The following is a 21,698-nucleotide window of genomic DNA, read 5'->3' on the forward strand; positions in this document are numbered from 1 at the left end:
ATATTCCGGTTGATACATACAAAAGGATAGCAGATTTCCAATGAAACTCCAGTTTATAGACATTCTTATTATCGTTGTATATCTCATTACAATGATTGTCATCGGTTTATTGCTGAAAAAGAAAGCATCTAAAAATCTTGATTCCTATTTTCTGGGTGGCAAATCTCTTCCCTTTTACCTATTGGGTCTCTCCGATGCTTCGGGAATGTTTGATATTTCAGGCACGATGTGGATGGTTTACCTTGCATTTGTGTATGGATTCAAGAGCCTCTGGATTCCCTGGTTGTGGCCCGTATTTAATCAGGTTTTTCTTATGATATATCTGTCAGTATGGTTGCGACGTTCCAATGTACTTACAGGAGCCGAATGGATACGGACACGATTTGGCTATGGACGGGGGGCTAATCTATCTCATACTATTGTGATACTCTACGCCCTGATGGGTGTACTGGGATTTTTGAGCTATGGATTTATCGGTATCGGCAAGTTTATGGAAGTATTCTTTCCCTGGGAATTTGTTTCCCAATATATTCCGCTTCATCTTGAAACAGCATCCGTTGCACAGGTCTATGGTATTTTTTTTACAGGAATTGCCACCTTCTATGTGATGTTAGGAGGCATGCACAGCATTGTATGGGCTGATGTTGTGCAGTTCAGTATCATGACCATCTCCGGAATTATAATCGCCGTAATCGCGATGAACAAAGTAAGCCCCGAAATGCTTGCGGCACACACTCCTGTCGGCTGGGATTCTCCTTCTTTTGGATGGACACTTGACCTCGACTGGAGTAACCTCATACCCTCCATTATGGACAAAATCAACGAAGATCAGTATAGTTTGTTTACCATCTTTGTGATGATGATGCTTTTCAAAGGAATTTTTATGAGCATGGCAGGTCCGGCAGCCAATTATGATATGCAAAAGATATTAGCCTGCAAAAGCCCTAAAGAAGCAGCCCTCATGAGTGGCTCTGTATCCGTTATCCTGTTAATTCCGCGATATCTTATGATTATGGGATTCACGGTTCTTGCTCTTGTATTTTTCAGTGAAGATTTTAACAATATGGGTAGTAATATAGATTTTGAGACCATTTTACCCCGAGCGATTAATGAGTTTGCACATGTGGGTCTGGTCGGTCTATTACTTGCCGGACTTCTTTCTGCATTCATGTCTACATTTGCCTCTACAGTCAATGCCGCACAGGCTTATCTGGTCAATGATGTATTCCTGAAATATATACATAAAAAAGCTTCGGCCGTAACGCAGATCAGAGTGAGTTATATTGTATCTGCTCTTGTCGTGATTATCAGTACCATTATTGGCATGTATGTCAGCAACATTAACTCTGTATTACAGTGGATTGTATCCGCATTATACGGCGGATATATTGCAGCCAATGTGCTTAAATGGCATTGGTGGCGCTTCAATGGCAATGGTTTCTTCTGGGGGATGCTTTCAGGGATCATAGCAGCCCTTATTGCTCCAATGTTCTTTCCGGACATACTTCCTCTCTATTACTTCCCTATACTCATGCTTATATCCGTTACCGGATGTATAGCGGGAACACTGCTATCCAAACCTACAGAAGAAAAAGTATTGATAGATTTTTATATCAAAGTCCGTCCCTGGGGATTCTGGAAGCCCGTTATCCAAAAAGCAATGGCACAATACCCGGATCTTAAGCAAAATACCAACTTCAAGCGTGATATGTTCAATATTGTTATCGGTATTATCTGGCAATGCAGCCTGACCCTCATACCCATGTATATTGTAATCAAGCAAGGCTTTCCGCTGCTTACCAGTATGCTGATCTTAGGAATAACCTCGCTTATCCTCAAGAAAAACTGGTATGATAAGATGAATATCGAGGAGAAAGAATACAATGAATTTATGAAGAAAAACTTTTAATGCGCTTCATTTTCACGAAGTAAGCGTAAAAAATTACCGCCCATAATTTTGCCTACATCTTGTTTGGAATATCCCTGCTCCAGAAGTGCCTTTGTAAACAACGGGAATTTGCTTACATCTTCCAGCTCCCGTGGAGGAGATTCGATTCCATCATAATCGGATCCTATGGCCACATGATCTATACCCACTTTTTTAACCAGATAATTGATATGTTCCAACAATCTGGACATAGGGGCATTAGCTTCCTGTTGCAATTTCTTCGGAAGTTTTTCATATTGACGGGTCGGCGATAATTGATAGTTCCCTTTATCCCCAAAATGCTTTCTGTATAGCTTCTTTACCCGTTCTGTATATGTCGGGTCCAAAAATCCGGAATAAAAGTTTACACCGATTACTCCACCATTCTTTTTCAATGCTTCAAGCTGCTCATCTTTCAGATTGCGATAATGAGGCATTAAAGCATATGCGTTACTATGAGATACCAGAATCGGTTTGGTAGATGTGGCGATAACATCATAAAAAGTCTTTTCGCCTCCATGAGAAAGATCCACCATCATCCCGAGTTCATTCATCCGGCGAATAATGTCCTTTCCATGCGCTGTCAGTCCTTTACCTTTATCCGAGCTTGTTTTGACCTCAATAGCAGCAGCTGTGACCCATGGAAGATTATAATTCCAGGTCAATGTAAGGTAACGCACTCCTCTGTCATATAATTTTTCCAGATTCTCGATTTTGCTTTCAATCATATTCCCGCCTTCGACACCTATCACGGCAGCTATCTTTCCTTTATTCAAAATAACATCTATGTCTTTGGAGCTTTTTGCCAGTTCGATCTGATCCGAATTTCCCGAAATCATTTTTTCCAGCGCATCGATCTGATCATTCGCATGTTTAAAAGCTCCTTTTTTCCAATTCTTATCATCCGACCATACAGCAAAGACCTGTACATCCACCCCACCCTCTTTAAGTCGTGGCAGATCCGTATGACCTGTAGTCAGCCGCTTAGCAATATCCTTTCCTTTGAAAATGGATTCATAAATCACATCGTTATGACCATCCACCACGATCAGATCCTTATGGATTTGTTTGTAATCCTGAGCGGATACTGCAGAAAAAGCACTCATAAGTGCAATTCCGAAAGTTAAATGTTTGACCGTTTTAATCATTGGAGTATCTTTTAGTCATTAGAATAAGGTCTCTGGCCATCGACAGACCGGATGCTGTTATTTCTTTACTTCATTCAGTATCTCATATATGGCATCCTGAATCCGGCTGCGAATATTCAGATCCAGCAATTTGGATGAAACCTGCGGGTGAACTCTGTTGGATAAGAAAATATAGATAAGCTGATTGGACGGATCTATCCAGATACATGTACCTGTGTAACCAGTATGTCCATACACCGAACTATTTGCCAGCTTAGAGGGATATTCATTTTTAGGATTCGGATCCCAGCGGTCAAATCCAAGTCCGCGTCTGCTCGTTGCGGATTGTTTGCTGGTAAACAGATCTACCGTCTCTCCTGTAAAATAGCGGTTTCCGCCATACTCGCCTCTGTTTAAAAGTAACTGGCCATATATGGCTAAGTCATTTGCAGTAGCAAAAAGCCCGGCATGTCCCGCCACTCCTCCTGCCATTGCAGCCCCCTGATCATGTACATAACCTTGTAATAAGACTTTACGAAAGGAAGTATCGTTTTCTGTGGGAATAATACTTTCTTTAGCGAAACGGTCTCTTGGTAAATATCCTGCAGTCTTCATCCCCAGCGGCTTATAAAAGTTCTTCTGTACATAATCCTGCATAGGCACACCCGTCTGATGCTCTGCTACTTCTTTCATGACATACATACTGATATCACTGTATACATAATTGCCCACCGGCCTGACGGGAGAATTTAGCATTTCAGGCCACATCACATCTCTGTAGTAATTGTTCAGCAGATAACAGCTATCCGCCACTTTCACCTGGTGACTAGCCGAAAAACGACGTTCCAGATCTCCGGGCTTCAGGTTTCTGTAAAATGGAATAAAGGGAGTAAATCCTGCTTCATGCAACATTACACTTCGTAAGGAGATGTTCTTTTTATTGGTAGCCTGTGCCTGATACAGATAGTCTCCTATGGTACTGTCCAGATTGATCACATGTTGTTCTGTAAGACGCATAATAACAGGCGTTGTACCTGCAATTTTGCTCACAGATGCAAGATCAAAAATGTTACCTATAGTCGTGGGAGTCTTTTTGTCATAAGTATGATATCCGTACCCCTTTTCAAAGATAACCTGTCCGTCCTTAATGATCATCACGACCGCTCCGGGAGTAGCTTGCTTTGTGATGGCTTCTGCAGCAATCTCATCTATTTTTTTAGTGAGCTTATTCAGATTAAGCGGGCTGCTCTGACCATCTGTATACTGAAGTCTGGTTTGATTCGTATTGAAACCGGCTCCCTTTTGAAAATAAAAACTATAGGTCTTATCCAGCTTTGCGGTACTGGACATACCACCAAAAATAGTCATTGCCGCATTTTTCTGCGCCTGACTATCTGTATTTGTATTAAACAGAACCGGTAAAGTGATATTGTTCAACTTCGACAATCCGCTGCCGCTGCCAAAAACAGCCAGAATAATCTTTTTATTGTTTTTACGGGCCTGAATCAGTTGGTAAACTAATTGATCCGTGATATCGGCATCCCGTAGTGGAATAATAACGGTATTGGCATATTTAATACTCTCATCCAGCTTTTCCACTCCTTTTGTTTCAAATTCGGTGTACCGTCCGGCCTGAGCAATAAAATCTGTAAACTTATCTGAAGAAGGACTGGCCATAACAATTTTATAATCATCCAGCTTTTTCAGAGGAATGATTCCCTCCTGATTAAGGAGCAACACACTCTCATTTTTAACAGCGGATTTATACTGTGCATACAGAGGTAGTGTTCCTAAAAAACTACAAACAGTTGCTGCGATTACCCATTTATGGATTTTCATATGTCTTTAATTTAGGGTTTACGATGATAAAAGTAATGAATAAATTCTTTTTTGCTGTAAATTTAAATTTCAAAAATGCACAAACACGCAACCAAATATGGTTTTTATCCCAATCCAGTAAAAATATTACAGAGAACCTGCTAAAATCGTCACTTTTTTATCAAAGAAAGATTGTCTAAGTTTGTTTAATGCCAGAGGTTATCGACAATAAAACCATTTTCTCCTTACTGGAAGTAACGAAAAGTATTCAAAAGACTATTGCGGATCGTTACAAGAGTATGTATTGGATTAAAGCGGAGATGAATAAGCTGAATCATTACACGCATTCCGGACATTGTTATCCCGAACTGGTTGAAAAAAAAGACGGTAAAATTGTCGCCGAGATCCGTTCTATCCTTTGGAAAGCCGACTACAACCGGATCAATACAAATTTTATGAAGACGGTACGCGAGCCGCTGCGTGAAGGTATCACCATGCTTTTTCAGGCCAGCATCTCCTACGATCCCATGTACGGATTAAGTCTCAAAATTGTAGATATAGATCCGACATTCTCCCTGGGTGAACTGGAAAAAGAGAAACTGGAGAGTATACAACGCCTTAAAGAAGAGGGCATTTACGATCTGAACAAGTCTCTCCCCTTTCCTGTAATTCCCAAACGTATTGCTATCATATCCGTAGAAACAAGTAAGGGATTATCGGATTTTTACAAAATTATCCACCAGAATCCCTGGGGATACCGGTTCGAATGCACACTATACCCGGCCCTGTTGCAAGGGGATAAATCTGTCCCTTCTATTATTCAACAATTGAGTATAGTCGCCGAGCATCAGGATAAATATGATGTGATCGCCATAATCCGGGGAGGAGGAGGAGAAGTCGGACTATCCAGCTATAACAATTATCTTCTGGCAAGAGCTATAGCTATATTTCCGTTGCCTGTCCTCACCGGCATCGGACATTCTACAAACCTCACGGTAAGTGAAATGGTGGCTTATAAAAACGCAATTACGCCAAGTGAATTAGCTGATTTTCTCCTTCAAAAATTTCATAATTTTGCTATTCCTCTGGATCGCGCCACCGAAACAATCCGAAATTACAGCGGCCTGATATTTGAACAACAAGCTCAGAAACTGAATGTCTTTGCTACAGATATCAGATGGACTACGCAACATATGGTCGAGATGGCCAAAAACAATATTCATATCCTGGAAAAGGATCTTAAAGCCGGATTTCAGCAACAGGTAAAAGAACAGTTCTCATTTCTTGAAAACACAGAAAAACTGCTGCAATTAGCCGATCCGGAACATCTGCTGCAACGTGGATTTTCAATAACAAAAATAAACGGGCAATTACTGACTTCAACGACACAGGTCAAACCGGGAGACAACATCAGCACACGCGTGCAGGACGGAGAAATCTCCAGTACAGTACATGCCACTAATACCCAACAATATGGAGACTAACTACAGCTACACAGATGCATTCAATGAACTGCAACAAATTGTCAATGATATCTCTTCAGGAAGCACGAATATTGATGAATTGTCCGAAAAGATCAAGCGGGCAGCTCTCCTGATCAAAGTCTGTCGCACCAAACTCATTTCTACTGAAGAAGAAGTAAACCAGCTCCTGGCGAATCTTGCCCCTGCTGAGGCGACTGTTAACCCCGAAGAGGAGTAACTGACAGGCATATAACCTAAGTGTAAAGATATTGTTGTTTAATTAGTTTCCGTCAATCAGGGTATCATAAGATATTTTAATTCCTTAAATTTGCCATGCTGCTTTCGAAAATTCACTGAAAAACAGCGTGATAAGTCACCATTGCATGCAAGATTCTGAAAAAAACAGTCCTAAAACCCATATACTTATTAAAGGAGCACGAGTCAATAACCTGAAAAATATTGATGTCAGTCTGCCTAAAAACAAACTTGTGGTCATTACCGGAATGTCCGGATCAGGCAAGTCTTCTTTAGCCTTTGACACCCTCTATGCAGAGGGGCAACGCCGTTATGTAGAAAGCCTTTCTTCCTATGCCCGTCAGTTTATGGGCAGGATGAACAAGCCTGAAGTAGATTATATAAAAGGCATAGCACCGGCTATTGCTATTGAACAACGTGTCATTACCAGTAATCCCAGATCAACAGTAGGAACATCTACAGAGATCTATGATTATCTTAAACTCCTTTTTGCCCGGATAGGCAAGACTTTCTCTCCTGTTTCAGGAAAGGAAGTGACGAAAGATACCGTATCCAGTGTTGTAGATTTTATTTCGAAAGCACAGGACGATACTACCGTTACCATATTTGCTCCTTTAATTCCGCTGAACAACAGAAAACTGAAGGAAGAGCTCTCGTTACTATTACAAAAAGGTTTTGTCCGCGTATGGTATCAGGACAAAATGCAAAAGATAGAGCAGCTTATCGATGATAAAGGTGTTGCTAACAACTCCTTCAAGGATGATGAAGTACAGATTGTTATTGACCGTATCCGGTTAGATCAGGAGGAAGAAACGATCAGTCGGCTGGCAGATTCTGTGCAAACTGCTTTTTTCGAAGGAAAAGGAGTCTGTACTGTCGATATAGACGGTGCTAAGCATTTTTTCTCTGATAAATTTGAACTGGATGGTATCACATTTGAAGAACCCACTCCCAATTTTTTCAGTTTCAATAACCCATACGGTGCCTGTCGCCGTTGCGAAGGTTACGGAAAAATTATAGGTATAGATCCGGATCTGGTAATTCCTGATAAGAGCCGTTCGGTATACGACGGTGCGATCGCACCATGGCGTGGTGAAAAAATGGGCGAATGGCTGCAGGTGCTTATCAAATCTGCACTCAAATTTGATTTCCCGATACACCGTGCTTATGGAGATCTGACACCTGAACAACAGGAATTGTTATGGACAGGGAACTCTTATTTCCGCGGACTGAATGAGTTCTTTCAGGAACTGGAAGAGCAAACCTACAAAATCCAGTACCGTGTCATGCTATCCCGCTACCGGGGTAAAACAGATTGTCCGGATTGTAAAGGATCCCGCCTCCGTAAAGATGCAACTTATGTAAAAGTCGCTGATCGTTCGATCACTGATATTGTACTCTTGCCGTTAGATCAGGCTCTTACTTTTTTCCGGGAAATAAAACTGACAAAAAATGAAGAGATCGTAGCGAAACGTTTATTGGCAGAGATTAACAACAGACTCCAGTTCCTCTGCGATGTAGGATTGAGTTATCTGACTCTTAACCGCTTATCTAACTCTTTGTCCGGTGGAGAGTCTCAGCGTATCAATCTGGCTACTTCACTAGGAAGCTCATTAGTCGGATCGATCTATGTTCTGGATGAACCTTCCATTGGATTACATCCCCGTGATACACAACGCCTTATCGGGGTGCTGAAATCACTGCGGGACATTGGGAATACCGTGATCGTAGTCGAACATGAACAGGAAATGATGGAAGCTGCGGATTACCTTATTGATATTGGTCCTGAAGCCGGTATCAACGGAGGAGAATTAGTATTTGCAGGTACCTACTCTCAGATTCTGAAGGATAAGAAAAGCCTTACAGGCCAGTACCTGAGCGGAACACAACAAATTGATATCCCTGCAAAAAGAAGAAAATGGCATGATAGCATCAAGATTAAAGGTGCACGCGAAAATAACCTCAAAGGCATAGATGTTGCCTTCCCGTTAAATGTATTTACCGTTGTTTCCGGAGTATCCGGTTCAGGAAAAACCTCTTTGGTGAAAAGAATTTTGTTCCCTGCTTTGCAAAAAGCGATAGGTAACTATTCCGGGGAACAGACAGGTATCTTCGATGGAATTGAAGGAGATATCAACAGTATTGAGCAAGTAGAAATGGTCGATCAGAATCCGATAGGCCGTTCCTCCCGATCCAACCCGGTGACGTATGTAAAAGCATGGGATGAAATCCGTGCGCTATACGCCAATCTTCCGGTTGCAAAAGCCGGAGGCTTAAAACCTGCTGCATTCTCATTTAACGTAGAAGGTGGGCGCTGTGATGTCTGCCAGGGTGAAGGGGAAGTAAAAATCGAAATGCAGTTTATGGCCGATATTGTATTGCCATGTGAAGCTTGCGGAGGCAAACGATTCAAACCACATGTCCTGGATGTACAGTTCAAGGACAAAAATGTATCCGATATATTGAGCCTGAGCGTGGATGAGGCTCTTGAGTTTTTCAAGGATCAGGCCAAAATCATCTCAAAACTACAACCTCTGCAGGATGTAGGTTTGGGCTATGTAAAACTAGGACAGTCTTCCAGCACCTTATCCGGAGGAGAAGCACAACGAATCAAACTTGCCTCCTTTCTGATTAAGGGAAACAACAGCAAAAAGACCCTTTTTATTTTTGACGAACCGACTACAGGTCTGCATTTTCATGATATCAAGAAATTGCTGAAATCTTTCGATGCTTTGATCGCTTTAGGTAACAGTATCCTGGTGATCGAACACAATATGGAGATGATCAAATCTGCTGACTGGGTCATCGACATCGGTCCTGAGGGGGGAAATAAAGGCGGTCAGCTGGTTTTTGAAGGAACTCCCGATGAACTCGCCAAATGCAAGGAATCTTATACAGGACAATACCTAAAGAATCATTTAAACAACAATTAATATTACTATGAAGCTAAAAAAAGTACTAATATTAGCCACTGTCGGAATACTGGGATTGACTGCCCAGGCACAAAACCAACCTGAACGACCAAAACTCGTTGTCGGATTAATGGTAGACCAGATGCGCTGGGATTACCTTTACCGATTTGCTGACCGCTACGGCAAAGGTGGTTTCAAACGACTGTTAGATGACGGCTTTACCTGCCAGAACACTTACATTAATTATATACCTACCTACACTGCTATCGGACACAGTTCGGTATACACAGGAAGTGTACCTTCTATTCACGGTATTGCAGGAAATGACTGGATCATGGAACAGACCGGAGAATCTATGTACTGTACACAGGATACAAGCGTAACCGGTGTGGGAACGACTGAAAAAGAAGGAAAGCAATCTCCACGTAACCTGTTAACATCTACAGTGACAGATCAATTGCGCCTTGCATCTAATTTCAAATCAAAAGTAATCGGTATTGCTCTCAAAGACAGAGGAGGAATTTTGCCTGCAGGTCATTTTGCAAATGCCGCTTATTGGTTTGAAAGCAAATCAGGTAACTGGATCAGCAGTAATTTCTATATGGATCAACTGCCAAAATGGGTACAGGATTTTAACAGTAAGAAACTGGCCGACAAATACCTGAAACAAGACTGGAATACGCTATATGATATTTCAACCTATACATCCAGTATTGCTGATGACAATGTATATGAAGGAAAATGGGCCGGCGAGGACAAACCAACCTTCCCTCACCTTACTTCCAAGCTGATGAAGGATGAAGGTTATGAGCTGATCAAAACTACTCCATATGGTAACCAATTGACTCTGGATCTGGCAAAAGCAGCTATTGAGAATGAGAAGATGGGAAATAATCCGACAAAAAATACAGACTTTCTTTGTGTAAGCCTTTCCTCCACAGATTATGTCGGCCACCGTTATTCTTTATCTGCTATAGAGATTGAAGATACTTACCTGCGTCTGGATCAACAGCTGGAAGATTTTCTCAACTATCTGGATAAAACAGTCGGACAGGGTAATTATACTTTATTCCTGACCGCAGATCATGGAGCTTCCTATAACTCCCGCTATTTTATGGATATGAAAGGAAATGGAGGCTACTTCTTTTCCCGTCAGGTAATGAAAGATCTGGATGCAGCATTGAACGCAAAATTCGGCGTTACGAAGCTGGTCAAAAGCCTGATGAACTATCAGGTTCACCTGAATTACCCACTGATCGAAAAATCTAACCTGGATGTAGATAAGGTAAAAGAAGAGATTATCAAAGTATTGAAAAAAGAAGAAGGAATAGCTTATGTGGTAGATGTAGAGAAAGGAGACAATATGGCGATCCCGCAACCTATTCGTGAACGTATCATCAACGGATACAACATGAAAAGAAGCGGAGTGATCCAGATTGTACTGGAACCACAATGGTATGACGGATCTCCGCGCTCTACCGGTACGACACACGGTACATGGACACCGTATGACTCCCATATTCCACTGATATTTATGGGATGGGGAATCAAACCGGGAGCTTCAAACAGAGTGGTCAACATGACAGATATTGCGCCGACGATTTCTTCTTTACTACATATTACAGAACCAAATGGTAATATTGGCAAACCGATACTTGAAGTATTAGGTCAATAAAACCATCATATGAAAATCGTAATTAATTTGCTTATTTTTGTGGATTATCAATGGAGTTAAACTATGCTTTCTAAGAAAACAAAATACGCAATCAAGGCTTTGATGGTTTTGGGACGAAATTACGGAAAAGAGCCTATGCAAATTGTTAAAATAGCTGATGAAGAAAATATTCCGAAAAAATTTTTGGAACAGATCTTATTAGAAATGCGAAATGCAGGTATCCTATACAGCAAAAAAGGTGCTGGCGGCGGATACAGCCTTAACAAAGCTCCGGAAGATGTTTTTCTTTCACAGGTCATGCGCCTTATTGATGGGCCTATTGCATTATTACCCTGTGTGAGTCTTAACTTTTATCGCTCCTGTGACGAATGTACGGAAGAACATGTATGTGGTATACGCGATACATTTATCGATGTCCGCAATGCAATGCTGCAGATCCTCAATGATACCAGTATAGCACATCTTATCAATAAAGAAAAAGAACTAAATCTGGATATCAGGCCATAATTTCTGCCGGAAAGCAAGATATAAAAAAGCACATTGCGTTAATGCAATGTGCTTTTTTTGTAGTATTTCCTTTTTATTTTAACATTCGTTAACCTTATTTAACATCGTGCTAATTAACAATAACTTATTTTTACTGTACATATTTGAACCGATTAATTATGAAAAATCTCTACCGGTTATTGTTAATAATCCCCTTAATTATAGGCATTTCGCAACACACATTTGCACAGATTAATATTTCCGGTAAAATCCGGAATTCCACTGATTCTCCTGTTTCATCGGCTGTAGTAACGTTGTATCAAGGCAAAGGTGCCGGTAAAATGATCACAGCAGGAGCCACAGATGAAAATGGAGAATTCCAGCTTACGTCAGATAAGGGTTCTTATTTGCTGAAAGTTACTTTTTTACAAGACCTTCTTTATCAAAAAGAAATAACAGTCGAAAAACAACTTGATCTGGGCCTGATCACAGTCGAAAAAGATGGTAAATCTAAAGAGCTGGCTGAAGTAGAGATCAGAAAGTACAAACCAACTGTCGTTTTCAGAAACGGGAAATTAGAATTTAGCCCCAGCGTAGTTGAAACGGGTTCGGTACTGGAGATAATGAAGATTGCTCCTACCGTACAGATACAGGAAGAACAGATCAATCTGCTTGGGAAAACGGGAACAGAAATTCGCATAAACGGCAGAAAAATACATATGAGCGGAGAACAACTGACCTCTTATCTCGCCACTCTTTCAGCTAATATGCTCGAAAAACTTGAAATTGTGCACAATCCAGGGGCGGAATACGATGCTGATGCCAAAGGAGGAGTTATCAATATTGTATTAAAAGAGTTAAAAGAAAAGGGAATTAATGCCTCCACCTATGTGACCCAGACGAAGTCCAAATATGCAAACACTTCATTAGGAGGTAATTTTAATATGTTAACCGGAAAGTGGCAGACCTGGGGATCTATGGGAGTAGATAAAGGAAAAAACTGGACTTACGGCACCAATGACATTTTCTATACTTCGGGACTATGGCAGGACAAAAATGAACAGATAACCCATCAAAAAAGTCTGTCCGCTACTGCCGGAATCGAGTTTGTACCCGATTCCAGTAACGCCATCAATGCCTCATTTTCTTATTATAAAGGCCCTTCGACAGGAGAAGAATATAATCAGTCCTTTATCTATAATGTCAAGAAGATACTGGATTCGACCCTACGAACTATAGGAACGAATCCTCAGGATTACAGCAACTTTTCCTATAATGTGAATTACGTACATACATTCGGCAAGAGCAACAGAAAACTGACATTTGATTATGCGCAGGTATCTACGCTGTTTGACAGGGAGCAGGATTTTACAAATTCGGTTATAAAAGATGGAAACGCTACACAAATGCAACGCTTCTTTTCCGGAAACAATCAAAATGTGGCTGTTCAGACAGCCAATCTTGCTCTGGATCTACCTAACAATATTGTAAATATGAATGTCGGAGGGAAGCTTATCTTCAACAAAAATCAGAATGAGACTTCGTTTTATGAGTTTGTAAATAACAACTGGGATGCCAGTAAAGATAAGTTTGACAACTTCAAGTATAAAGAACGTATTCAGGCGCTATACTTTCAGGGAAATAAAACTATTGGCAAGTGGGAGTTTCAGGGAGGACTTCGCATGGAAGCTACCCGGACAGAAGGTAGCAGCCTTGCTAACGGACAGATCACAAAAAGGAATTATACAAAATTCTTTCCCTCCTTCAGCGCATCATTCAATAAGGATGAGAACAATACGTTCAACCTGTCCTATGGTAAAAAGATCCAGCGGCCAGAGTTTTCATGGGTCAATCCGTTTGCATGGTATACCAATGCATACGAATATTCACACGGAAACCCTTCTCTGCAACCTTATTTCAGCAATGACCTGACCTTTATGTATGTACTCAAGCAAAAGTGGACATTTTATGCCAGCTATTATTCTACACGCAATGTCTATGCTGAATATATGAAAATCGATACTACAACCGGAAAGCGTGAAAGCAGAGTAGATAATTTTGTAAATCAGGATATTCTCAGTCTGTATGCAAGTACTGATTTTAATCTTTGGAAAAGATGGAAAATGTCCCCGGAGTTAGCTTTTCAGGCACATAAAAGAGGTTCGGATCTGGCATTGATCGATGATACGAGCGGCTTTAACGTAACTGCCGGTCTGTACCAACAGATTCAGGTATTGCCAGACAACAAACTGGTGCTGACTTTAAATTCATCTTACAGCTCGCCCAGCAATGCCAGTGTACTGGAGACCAAAGCCAGATTTGTACAGCATGCAGGCATCACGTATCAGGCTGTCAAAGACACCCTGCAGATTTCACTCAACGGGAATGACCTGTTCAAATCCGCAGCTTTCCAGTATGATGCCTACGTGAATGATATTCGCCGTACACGGTACAAGTATTCCAATAGCCAGCAGGTCAGCATGACTGTCCGCTATAATTTCAAAAAAGGTAAAAAGCGGGAAATAAACAGATCCAATGCAAACGATGATGAAATGCGTCGGGCAGGATAAAACAAAAACGGCCGGAAATATTTCCGGCCGTTTTTGTTTTATAATACATCCATCAAATGTTCAAATGCCATTCCTCTGGACGCTTTTAACAGTATTGTACTATTGATTACCGGCCGGTCAATCAACGCCTGCTTTGCCTCTTCGGAGGTTTCATAAAACTCCGCTTCAAGATACGCTTGTTTTTTGAATGCCTTTCCGACAAAAATTAAACGATCTGCTCCAATAGATTTTGCCCGTTGCACCACCTTTTCATGTTCTGCATCAGACTCATCCCCCATCTCAAACATATCTCCCAATATGATCACTTTGCGGGAAGCATCAATCACTTCAATATTATCCAGAGCTGCAGCCATACTGCTGGCATTTGCATTATAATAATCTGCTATAATGGTATTATGCTCTGTCTTTGTAACCTGCGAACGGTTATTTTTAGGAGTGTAACGCTCAATTCCGGTATTGATTTGCTCCGCACTGACACCAAAGTATAGTCCTACAGCTATTGCTGCTAAAAAATTTTCTGTATTATAGGATCCCGTTAATTGTGTGTGGACAGTATAAGAGTCGGGCTTATCTTTTTCCTTCCATTCGATCTGCAGAAGCGGGTCCGCTTTTAGCAATTTGCCGATTACATCATTTGTTTCGGCAAATCCATAAGTCACTACTTCGCTTATTTTACGCGTCGCAGCCATCTCATTCAGATGTGGGTTATCTGCCTGCAGAAACAACGTACCATTATGGTTCTGCAAATAGTCATACAATTCGCCTTTTGTTTTCTTTACCCCCTCAAACGAGCCAAAACCTTCCAGATGCGCTTTTCCTACATTGGAGATCAGACCATGTGTCGGCTCTGCAATATCACATAAGAAAGCTATTTCTTTGAGGTGATTTGCTCCCATCTCTATTACTGCAATTTGTATAGTCGAATCAACAGATAATAAAGTCAGCGGAACACCGATATGGTTATTCAGATTGCCTTTTGTCGCATACGTCTTGAATTTCTGCGATAATGTAGCATGCAACAGTTCTTTGGTGGTCGTCTTACCATTTGTTCCTGTCACACCTATAACCGGAATACTCAACGTCTTACGATGATGATTAGCAAGCTTCTGGAGACTTTCCAAAACATTATCTACCAAAATATAACGGCCATCTTTGGCATATGAAGCCTCATCAATAATCACATAACTCGCTCCGGTTTGTAAGGCCTGATCGGCAAAGCTGTTTCCATTGAAATTAGCTCCTTTAAGCGCAAAAAACAGACTGCCCGGCAAAATATTACGGGTATCTGTAGATACGTATGGATGTTGTAAATATAAATCGTATAGCGCTTCAATAGTCATGATCAAGAATTTGTTTCACAAACTTAGATAAACTTGTAACTATATGCAAGAGTCTGTCAACGGTTAACAAATAAGAGCATAATTCTTCCTTATAAAATCAAATTGTATAATCCGTCTGATTTGGAAAATATTAGTCTAATTGATAGGCAATCACGCTATTGCCATTAAAAGTAGGGATATACACGATTTTTTTTCTGGCGTCATAGCCCAGATCAGCTGTATTAAACTCTCCTTCTACGTCCAGTAATTTCTCAAAATTTCCGTCTGCCTTCACATAATATACCACTCCCGGCCAACAGGTAACAATATAATCCCCGTTACCTACAGCTTCTATCCCGTCCCCGCCATGCTCAAATCCTTCTGCGATAATCTGCTTTTCTTTAGTCTGTGTATTTACACTCCACAATTCCGGCCCGGCGAGTACCAAAAGGTTGTCCCCGACAACCAAAAGCCCGTTTGCACTTTGTACTACCTCCAGAAAAACCTCAGGTTTGTGGTTCGTCAGTTTGAATACTTTTCCTAAACGTGTGTCAGAAACATATACCGTTCCTTTAGCATCAATTGCGATATCATTTAGAAAAGTAGCATCAGGGACTGGAATTTTTTCTAATAATTTACCGCTTTTAGCATCCAATACCACCACATGATCAATATCCGCTACATAAAGTTTGTTATTATGCAGTCCTAATCCTTTGGGTGCGTTCATTCCGGTTGCCCAATCTTTATCTTTTACTGTCCCATCCGTATGTAATAGGGCAACACCTCCTTTTCCGTCTCTTTCTGATCCGCCTCCGTCTATCAATGACACATACAATTGTTTGTCCGGTACAAAAAGCACGGATTCCGGAACAGGCATTTCTTCCTGGGTACGCCAGATTTCTTTTAATTGATGTTGTGCCTCCGCCATTGTAACGCACAGAAAGGAAAGGGAAAGACTTAGAATTGTGTTTTTCATAATATAAAGAGCTTATAATCTTAAAGATACGAAAAAAAATTAATTACCGTCCTTCGTCAGCCATTTCGGTCGTAGAGGGGCCTGATAGTTTTTCATCTTTTCCAACAGATCTTCGATAGTATCACTAACCAATAACATATCCCGATTTTCGGCAGATAAGAGACCTGATTCTACCATATGATTTACAAAAAGAATAAGATGATCATAAAATCCATTAACATTTAACAATCCTATAGGTTTGGAATGCAGGCCCAACTGTCCCCAGGTAATCATCTCGAAGAGTTCCTCCATTGTTCCAAAGCCTCCGGGCAGCGTAATCACGCCATCACTAAGGTCGTTCATCATCTGCTTACGTTCGTGCATACTTTCCACGACATGCAGCTGCGTCACTCCTTTATGCCCGATCTCTTTGCTATTGAGAAAATCAGGAATCACACCGATCACTTCGCCTCCCTGAGCCAAAGCACCATTTGCAACAGCTCCCATTAATCCTACATGACCGCCTCCATACACAATACGCAAACCTTCATCCGCAAGTTTTTGCCCTGCGAAATAAGCACTGTTCATATAATCCTCATCAAATCCCGGACTTGACGCACAAAATATAGCTACACTTTTCATCGTTTTAAAGTTAATGATAATCGTAAAACATTCAGAAGTTGTATCTATAAAAAAACCGTAAGTGCGCTTCAGTATCAGATTGCAAAATACAGGGTCATACAGCCACACTTTACTCTATAAAACTACCGTCTCCCTTTCTGCCCTTTCCCTTATCATATCTACTCTTACCGAATAACTCCGGACGATATGAAAATTGCAGTAAGAAATACCTGCTATTGGTATTAGTTACCATATTACTATACCCCATATTACTGCTGACATAGTTTGTAACTGCATTTTCGCGGGTGGCATCCATTATAACAAAACTCAATATTCCATTTTTCTTAGGGAACAGCCGCTTCTCTATATTTGCATTGATTACAAAAGGTGATTTGTTAGTCATCAGATTGGTTGTATTATATACCGCCTGTGAAAGATCAAAGTTGACCGCCCAGTCTTTAGGCAGGTAAAACCCAAGTTTTGCATTAGCGAAGAAACTGTTGCTGTACGTGCTGCCGTTTGAACTGATCAGACTGTTTTTGTCCCGCAGGCCCTGATATTTAATCTCAGGAGCGATATCTAACCATTTTACCGGATTGTATAAAATGGAGGCATGATATGTCTGGCTAAGCGATCTGCGTCCCTCTACCTTACCATTTGCCATATACGGATTATCACTTTGCATAACATTTCCTGTCAGCTTCAGCGTAGAATTGAGTTTATTTAAAAATTTGGTTATTGTCAGATGACTCTGAAGCTGGTTTCCGCCAGCCATATTCACATAACTGCTTTCTGTGATCAGTATATTCTTGTCGGGTATAATCCGGGCTGTGCGATTTGACGTTATGATTTTTTCATTTTTGGTATACATACCCAAAAAGGAAATGCTTAATCTCATTTTTCGCAGAAAGACCTCATATCTGATATCCGCAGCATTTCGTATAGTATTTTCCAGTTTTGGATTACCGATCTGTACATCATATGCAGTCAGATAATATGCGGTAGGATTGAGCATATAAATGGAAGGTTGTGTCATAATTTTACTGAGGCCCAGACTCAGACTCCCCGTTTTATTATTTCTGAAACCTATTTTGAAACGTGGTGTCAAAAGTAAATCACTGCGTTTAATTGTCTGGCCATTTTGTGTTATTTTTCCAGAAAGTAACTGTACTGACCCGCCCAGTGAAGGAGACAGAAAAATACCATTTTTTAAGGATATCTCCGGTTCGATGGCAATGGGTAATCCAACATTGGTTTCGGACTGATAATTACTCAACTCTGGATTATAAACTTCTGAACTCTGATCATCAATCAAGTAGGACCGAATATTCCGTAACGCATATTTATGTTGCAACCCCAGATTAAACTGATATTTGATCAGATCACTTTTCTCCCAGATCAGCGAATTGTTCAGGTTGGTAGACCAGGTACTATTGTTTTGCGGACGTGTTTGATATACCGAGCTATCCGCTTTAGTCAGATCTGACGGATTATTGTAGATATCATTCTTACTGGTTTCATCCTTTCTTTCTGTATTTAAAGAACTGTAAAGCCCCGTCCGTAAGATTAGCTTCTTTGTCATCCGGGACTCATTCATTACGTTGAGATTATACTTTAACGTATTTCCCTTCTCGTTTTTCTCCAGTAACTCAAGTCCTTTTACAAGACCTGAGCGCAGTCCTTGTTCCAAACTGTTTCTGTCGAAGATAGTATAACTGAAATTGAGCGTGCCACTCATATTCAACACGCCCTGTCCGCTATTCGTATTGAACATGGTCATCAGTTCATGATTCTGATCGAGTTGTTTTTGGGATTGCAGATTCTCCACAGCAATATTACCTTGTTCATAATAGGTTTCACTACGCCTTTCTGTCCCCTTTTTGATATTATCCAGCTTAAAGTCGTAAGTTGGTGTCAGATTGAATTTACCTATTGCCAGACTTTGACTTATTCCTGCAAATGCATTTGCTGACCGGCCATAAGATTCGGTTTGTCTGCTTTCCCGGACTACAACGTTTGTTGTCATCCCCGAAATGGACCCGGGAACAGGATCGGATTTGAGACCCATCGGTCTTTGTGAATAGCCCATCTTATAGCTTCGCTGATCTTTACCATCTATCGTCCTGAGACTGGCTTGTCCTTTATAGTGGTCCTGCGTCCCCCCTTCGAGACTTATATCATACATTTTTCCGGCCGACTTATCTGCTTTTGTGACGACATTCAACACTTTAACACTTTGTTCGGACTTCAATATTTTGGAAGTCAATCCCGATTCGTCCCGGTCAATTATCTGAATACGCTCTACGATATCGGCCGGTAACTCTTTCATGATTTCCTGAACAGAGCCTTTAAAATATGTCTGATTATTGAACAAAGCTTTTACAACCCGTTGTCCGTTATAATATACGCTGCCATCCGGATCTATAGTGATCCCTTCCATCCTGCGCAGCAGATCTTCCAGTCGCGCATAGTCCCGTACAATATAATCTTTGGCCCAAAACTCTGTGGTATCCCCTTTTAGCAAAGGCCCCCGAAGTCCGGAAATGGTCACTTCCTCCAGCTGCGCTTCTTTGATACCCAGTCGTATAGGAGGAATATTAAGTTGTGGCTTTATATCACTGTTAAAATATTTTCTGTTATAAGGTTTATGCCCTGTTGCCCGGATACTCAAAAGAAATTCCGCAGATTTCACCTCTTTAAATCCATAATAACCAAACTTATTGGTAGCAGTCATTAAGCTGTCTTTGCCGGAGACCAGACTGACAGTTGCACCTTCGATTGGTTTATCCAAAGAGTCCCGCAGCAGACCGGAGACATTTCTCAAAGGCAGTGCCGTCGTTTTGGTCTGCCCCTCAACAGTATACATACTGCAAAACAGCAACAAAACAAAAAAACAGAGATTAAGAATAGGATCTTTTCTCATGATCCTCAGTTAAATAGTAAAGACCAATATTTCAGAAGATTTGTATATGTCCAAAATTTGCTTTTTAAGTGGTTCTGCGACTGGAGAATTCACATTAAATTTTGACTTTTTAAACCGTCTGTGCTACATATTGATATTTCCCATGAATGAAAAAAACGATTTGTAAAATACAATCACAACAACAACATTCTCAAAAAACAAACATATTTCAATAAAGTAACAAATTTTTATATCAAAAAACAAAAACAAACATTTCACATTCAGATAAAAATATTCTGCATCGCAAACAGAATACTAACAACCATACTCATTAAACAAGCGATTAAAACAGCATATAAAATACATTTACGCTGTTTAGACCAGATTTTAGACGTTCTCAGCCATAGCTTGCGTCGACACATATAGTCAAAATGCACAGTATTTATTGATAAACAACTAAACCTTTACAACATTAATAAATATCACACAAATGTAAAAAAATAAATCTAAACAACAATATTGTCGTTAATTCATTTATGTTTGGAGAAAATTATTTACCAATGGCTAGCGCAAGAGTCACCATATTTGTTTTTATTTCTACAATTCTATTGTTTGCGACAGCATGTTTAAATGGCAAGGAAAATAAAGTTAAAAAATATGAATTTGACGACAACCACGAAATAGAACAACTTCTTCTTGAAAACACAAAAGCTAAAAATTTTTTGGTCCTAATACTCACCGTTCCAAAATGCCAGTTGTGCTTCAGTATAAAAAACATCACAACTCGAACATCCGGATTACCTCCTAATGTAATTTTCAGATCTGTTGATGTCAACAAACCCAGCAACAAATGGATAAGTCAATTGACACGAGATTATTCATTTCCAACTACTTTAATCTTTACGCCTGAAAACAAACTAACAGCCTATATTAAGGGTGCTAATATCCCCAACATCAAAGAGGGATTTCAGAAAGCTTTTAACGGAAGCACCTATTACTTCGATGCGGAATCTCCATTTTTGAATACATATACGATAGCCGGAGACGACAGCCAATCTCTCAAGCTGGATTTTCTGGACAACCTCATCATTTCTTATTTGACTTTGCAACAAAAGAAAAAGCCAAACGAAAAGCTAATAAATACATTAAAAACCAACAGCAAAAACTATCCTTACTTCTTCAATACATATCTCCTGTACAGATTGTCCGGCAATAAAAACTATGTGAATGATCTGACCTACAGCTATAATGACAATATCGATCAGTTTTTGTACAGCTCACTAAAGAAAGAGATCGCTGCCCGTGAAGACCCTGACCGTGTCTATATGGCTCCGGGGATTTCACTACGGAAGGATTCTATCGACTTTGGAACCCGTAGAAGCGGAGAATCCGGGACTGTATCTATCCAAATCCGAAATGTGGGAAAAAGTACGCTCCAACTAACAGATATCGCCCCATCCTGCAACTGTCTTCGCGTGATATGGAACAAAAAGACAGACCTTGCTCCGGGTGAAGAAACCAATATCGAAACCAAATATTACCTGGATAACAAGGGAAGGTTCGAACATAAAGTATTTATTTTCTCGAATGCAATGGATGCCCCGAAAGAGTTCACAATTACCGGAATGGTAAATTAACAAAGTATAACTAATCTTAAATTTTAAAAAT

General features: G+C 40.5%; 14 protein-coding genes. 8 read left to right on the forward strand and 6 right to left on the reverse strand.

The genetic code is table 11. The annotated features are described in order from the left end of the window. Positions 1–40: 40 nt before the first annotated feature. Positions 41–1,909, forward strand: coding sequence for a sodium:solute symporter family protein (locus I6J03_RS08340; RefSeq protein WP_003009284.1), 1,869 nt, complete (start codon positions 41–43; stop codon positions 1,907–1,909). On the opposite strand, the gene I6J03_RS08345 is transcribed toward I6J03_RS08340, so the two are convergent. Beyond that, positions 1,906–3,075: a dipeptidase gene (locus tag I6J03_RS08345; protein WP_003009286.1), complete on the reverse strand. Its 1,170-nt coding sequence runs from the start codon at positions 3,073–3,075 to the stop codon at positions 1,906–1,908. The two genes, I6J03_RS08340 and I6J03_RS08345, sit on opposite strands and share 4 nt — an antisense overlap. Before the next feature lie 57 nt (positions 3,076–3,132). Then, on the reverse strand, positions 3,133–4,893 hold the full coding sequence (locus tag I6J03_RS08350; RefSeq protein ID WP_003009288.1) for a serine hydrolase domain-containing protein: 1,761 nt from the start codon (positions 4,891–4,893) through the stop codon (positions 3,133–3,135). Between the two features lie 188 nt (positions 4,894–5,081). Here I6J03_RS08350 and xseA point away from each other — a divergent pair, with 188 nt between their 5' ends. The 6 genes from xseA to I6J03_RS08380 all read left to right on the forward strand — a co-directional run bounded on the left by xseA (position 5,082) and on the right by I6J03_RS08380 (position 14,233). Continuing rightward, positions 5,082–6,356: an exodeoxyribonuclease VII large subunit gene (gene xseA / locus I6J03_RS08355; RefSeq protein WP_003009292.1), complete on the forward strand. Its 1,275-nt coding sequence runs from the start codon at positions 5,082–5,084 to the stop codon at positions 6,354–6,356. After that, complete coding sequence (xseB, locus tag I6J03_RS08360) at positions 6,346–6,573, forward strand: exodeoxyribonuclease VII small subunit (protein WP_003009294.1); 228 nt, start codon at positions 6,346–6,348, stop codon at positions 6,571–6,573. Before xseA ends, xseB begins: the two co-directional genes overlap by 11 nt. A gap of 145 nt (positions 6,574–6,718) precedes the next feature. Continuing rightward, positions 6,719–9,523 (forward strand): excinuclease ABC subunit UvrA, encoded by a 2,805-nt coding sequence (gene uvrA, locus I6J03_RS08365; RefSeq protein ID WP_003009295.1) that lies wholly within the window; start codon positions 6,719–6,721, stop codon positions 9,521–9,523. 7 nt (positions 9,524–9,530) lie between these two features. Continuing rightward, the gene (pafA, locus tag I6J03_RS08370) at positions 9,531–11,177 is read left to right on the forward strand and encodes an alkaline phosphatase PafA (protein ID WP_003009297.1); all 1,647 of its coding nucleotides are present in this window, start codon (positions 9,531–9,533) and stop codon (positions 11,175–11,177) included. 63 nt (positions 11,178–11,240) lie between these two features. Continuing rightward, the gene (locus I6J03_RS08375) at positions 11,241–11,684 is read left to right on the forward strand and encodes an RrF2 family transcriptional regulator (RefSeq protein WP_115170267.1); all 444 of its coding nucleotides are present in this window, start codon (positions 11,241–11,243) and stop codon (positions 11,682–11,684) included. Between the two features lie 158 nt (positions 11,685–11,842). Next, entirely contained in the window at positions 11,843–14,233 is a 2,391-nt protein-coding gene (locus tag I6J03_RS08380; protein WP_201694301.1) for a TonB dependent receptor, read from the forward strand. A gap of 38 nt (positions 14,234–14,271) precedes the next feature. On the opposite strand, the gene I6J03_RS08385 is transcribed toward I6J03_RS08380, so the two are convergent. The 4 genes from I6J03_RS08385 to I6J03_RS08400 all read right to left on the reverse strand — a co-directional run bounded on the left by I6J03_RS08385 (position 14,272) and on the right by I6J03_RS08400 (position 20,051). Further along, complete coding sequence (locus tag I6J03_RS08385; RefSeq protein ID WP_002998296.1) at positions 14,272–15,573, reverse strand: UDP-N-acetylmuramoyl-tripeptide--D-alanyl-D-alanine ligase; 1,302 nt, start codon at positions 15,571–15,573, stop codon at positions 14,272–14,274. Positions 15,574–15,703: 130 nt separating this feature from the next. Continuing rightward, positions 15,704–16,528, reverse strand: a complete 825-nt coding sequence (locus I6J03_RS08390) for an SMP-30/gluconolactonase/LRE family protein (protein WP_003009304.1) — start codon at positions 16,526–16,528, stop codon at positions 15,704–15,706. Positions 16,529–16,567: 39 nt separating this feature from the next. Beyond that, positions 16,568–17,149 carry an LOG family protein gene (locus tag I6J03_RS08395; protein WP_039990227.1) on the reverse strand — a complete coding sequence of 194 codons (582 nt, stop codon included), beginning with the start codon at positions 17,147–17,149 and terminating at the stop codon, positions 16,568–16,570. 109 nt (positions 17,150–17,258) lie between these two features. Then, complete coding sequence (locus tag I6J03_RS08400; RefSeq protein ID WP_201694304.1) at positions 17,259–20,051, reverse strand: TonB-dependent receptor; 2,793 nt, start codon at positions 20,049–20,051, stop codon at positions 17,259–17,261. 539 nt (positions 20,052–20,590) lie between these two features. Between I6J03_RS08400 and I6J03_RS08405 the strand changes: the two genes are divergently transcribed. Further along, on the forward strand, positions 20,591–21,667 hold the full coding sequence (locus I6J03_RS08405; RefSeq protein WP_157600515.1) for a DUF1573 domain-containing protein: 1,077 nt from the start codon (positions 20,591–20,593) through the stop codon (positions 21,665–21,667). Positions 21,668–21,698: the final 31 nt, after the last annotated feature.

The organism is Sphingobacterium spiritivorum, from assembly GCF_016724845.1.
GTDB lineage: Bacteria > Bacteroidota > Bacteroidia > Sphingobacteriales > Sphingobacteriaceae > Sphingobacterium > Sphingobacterium spiritivorum_A.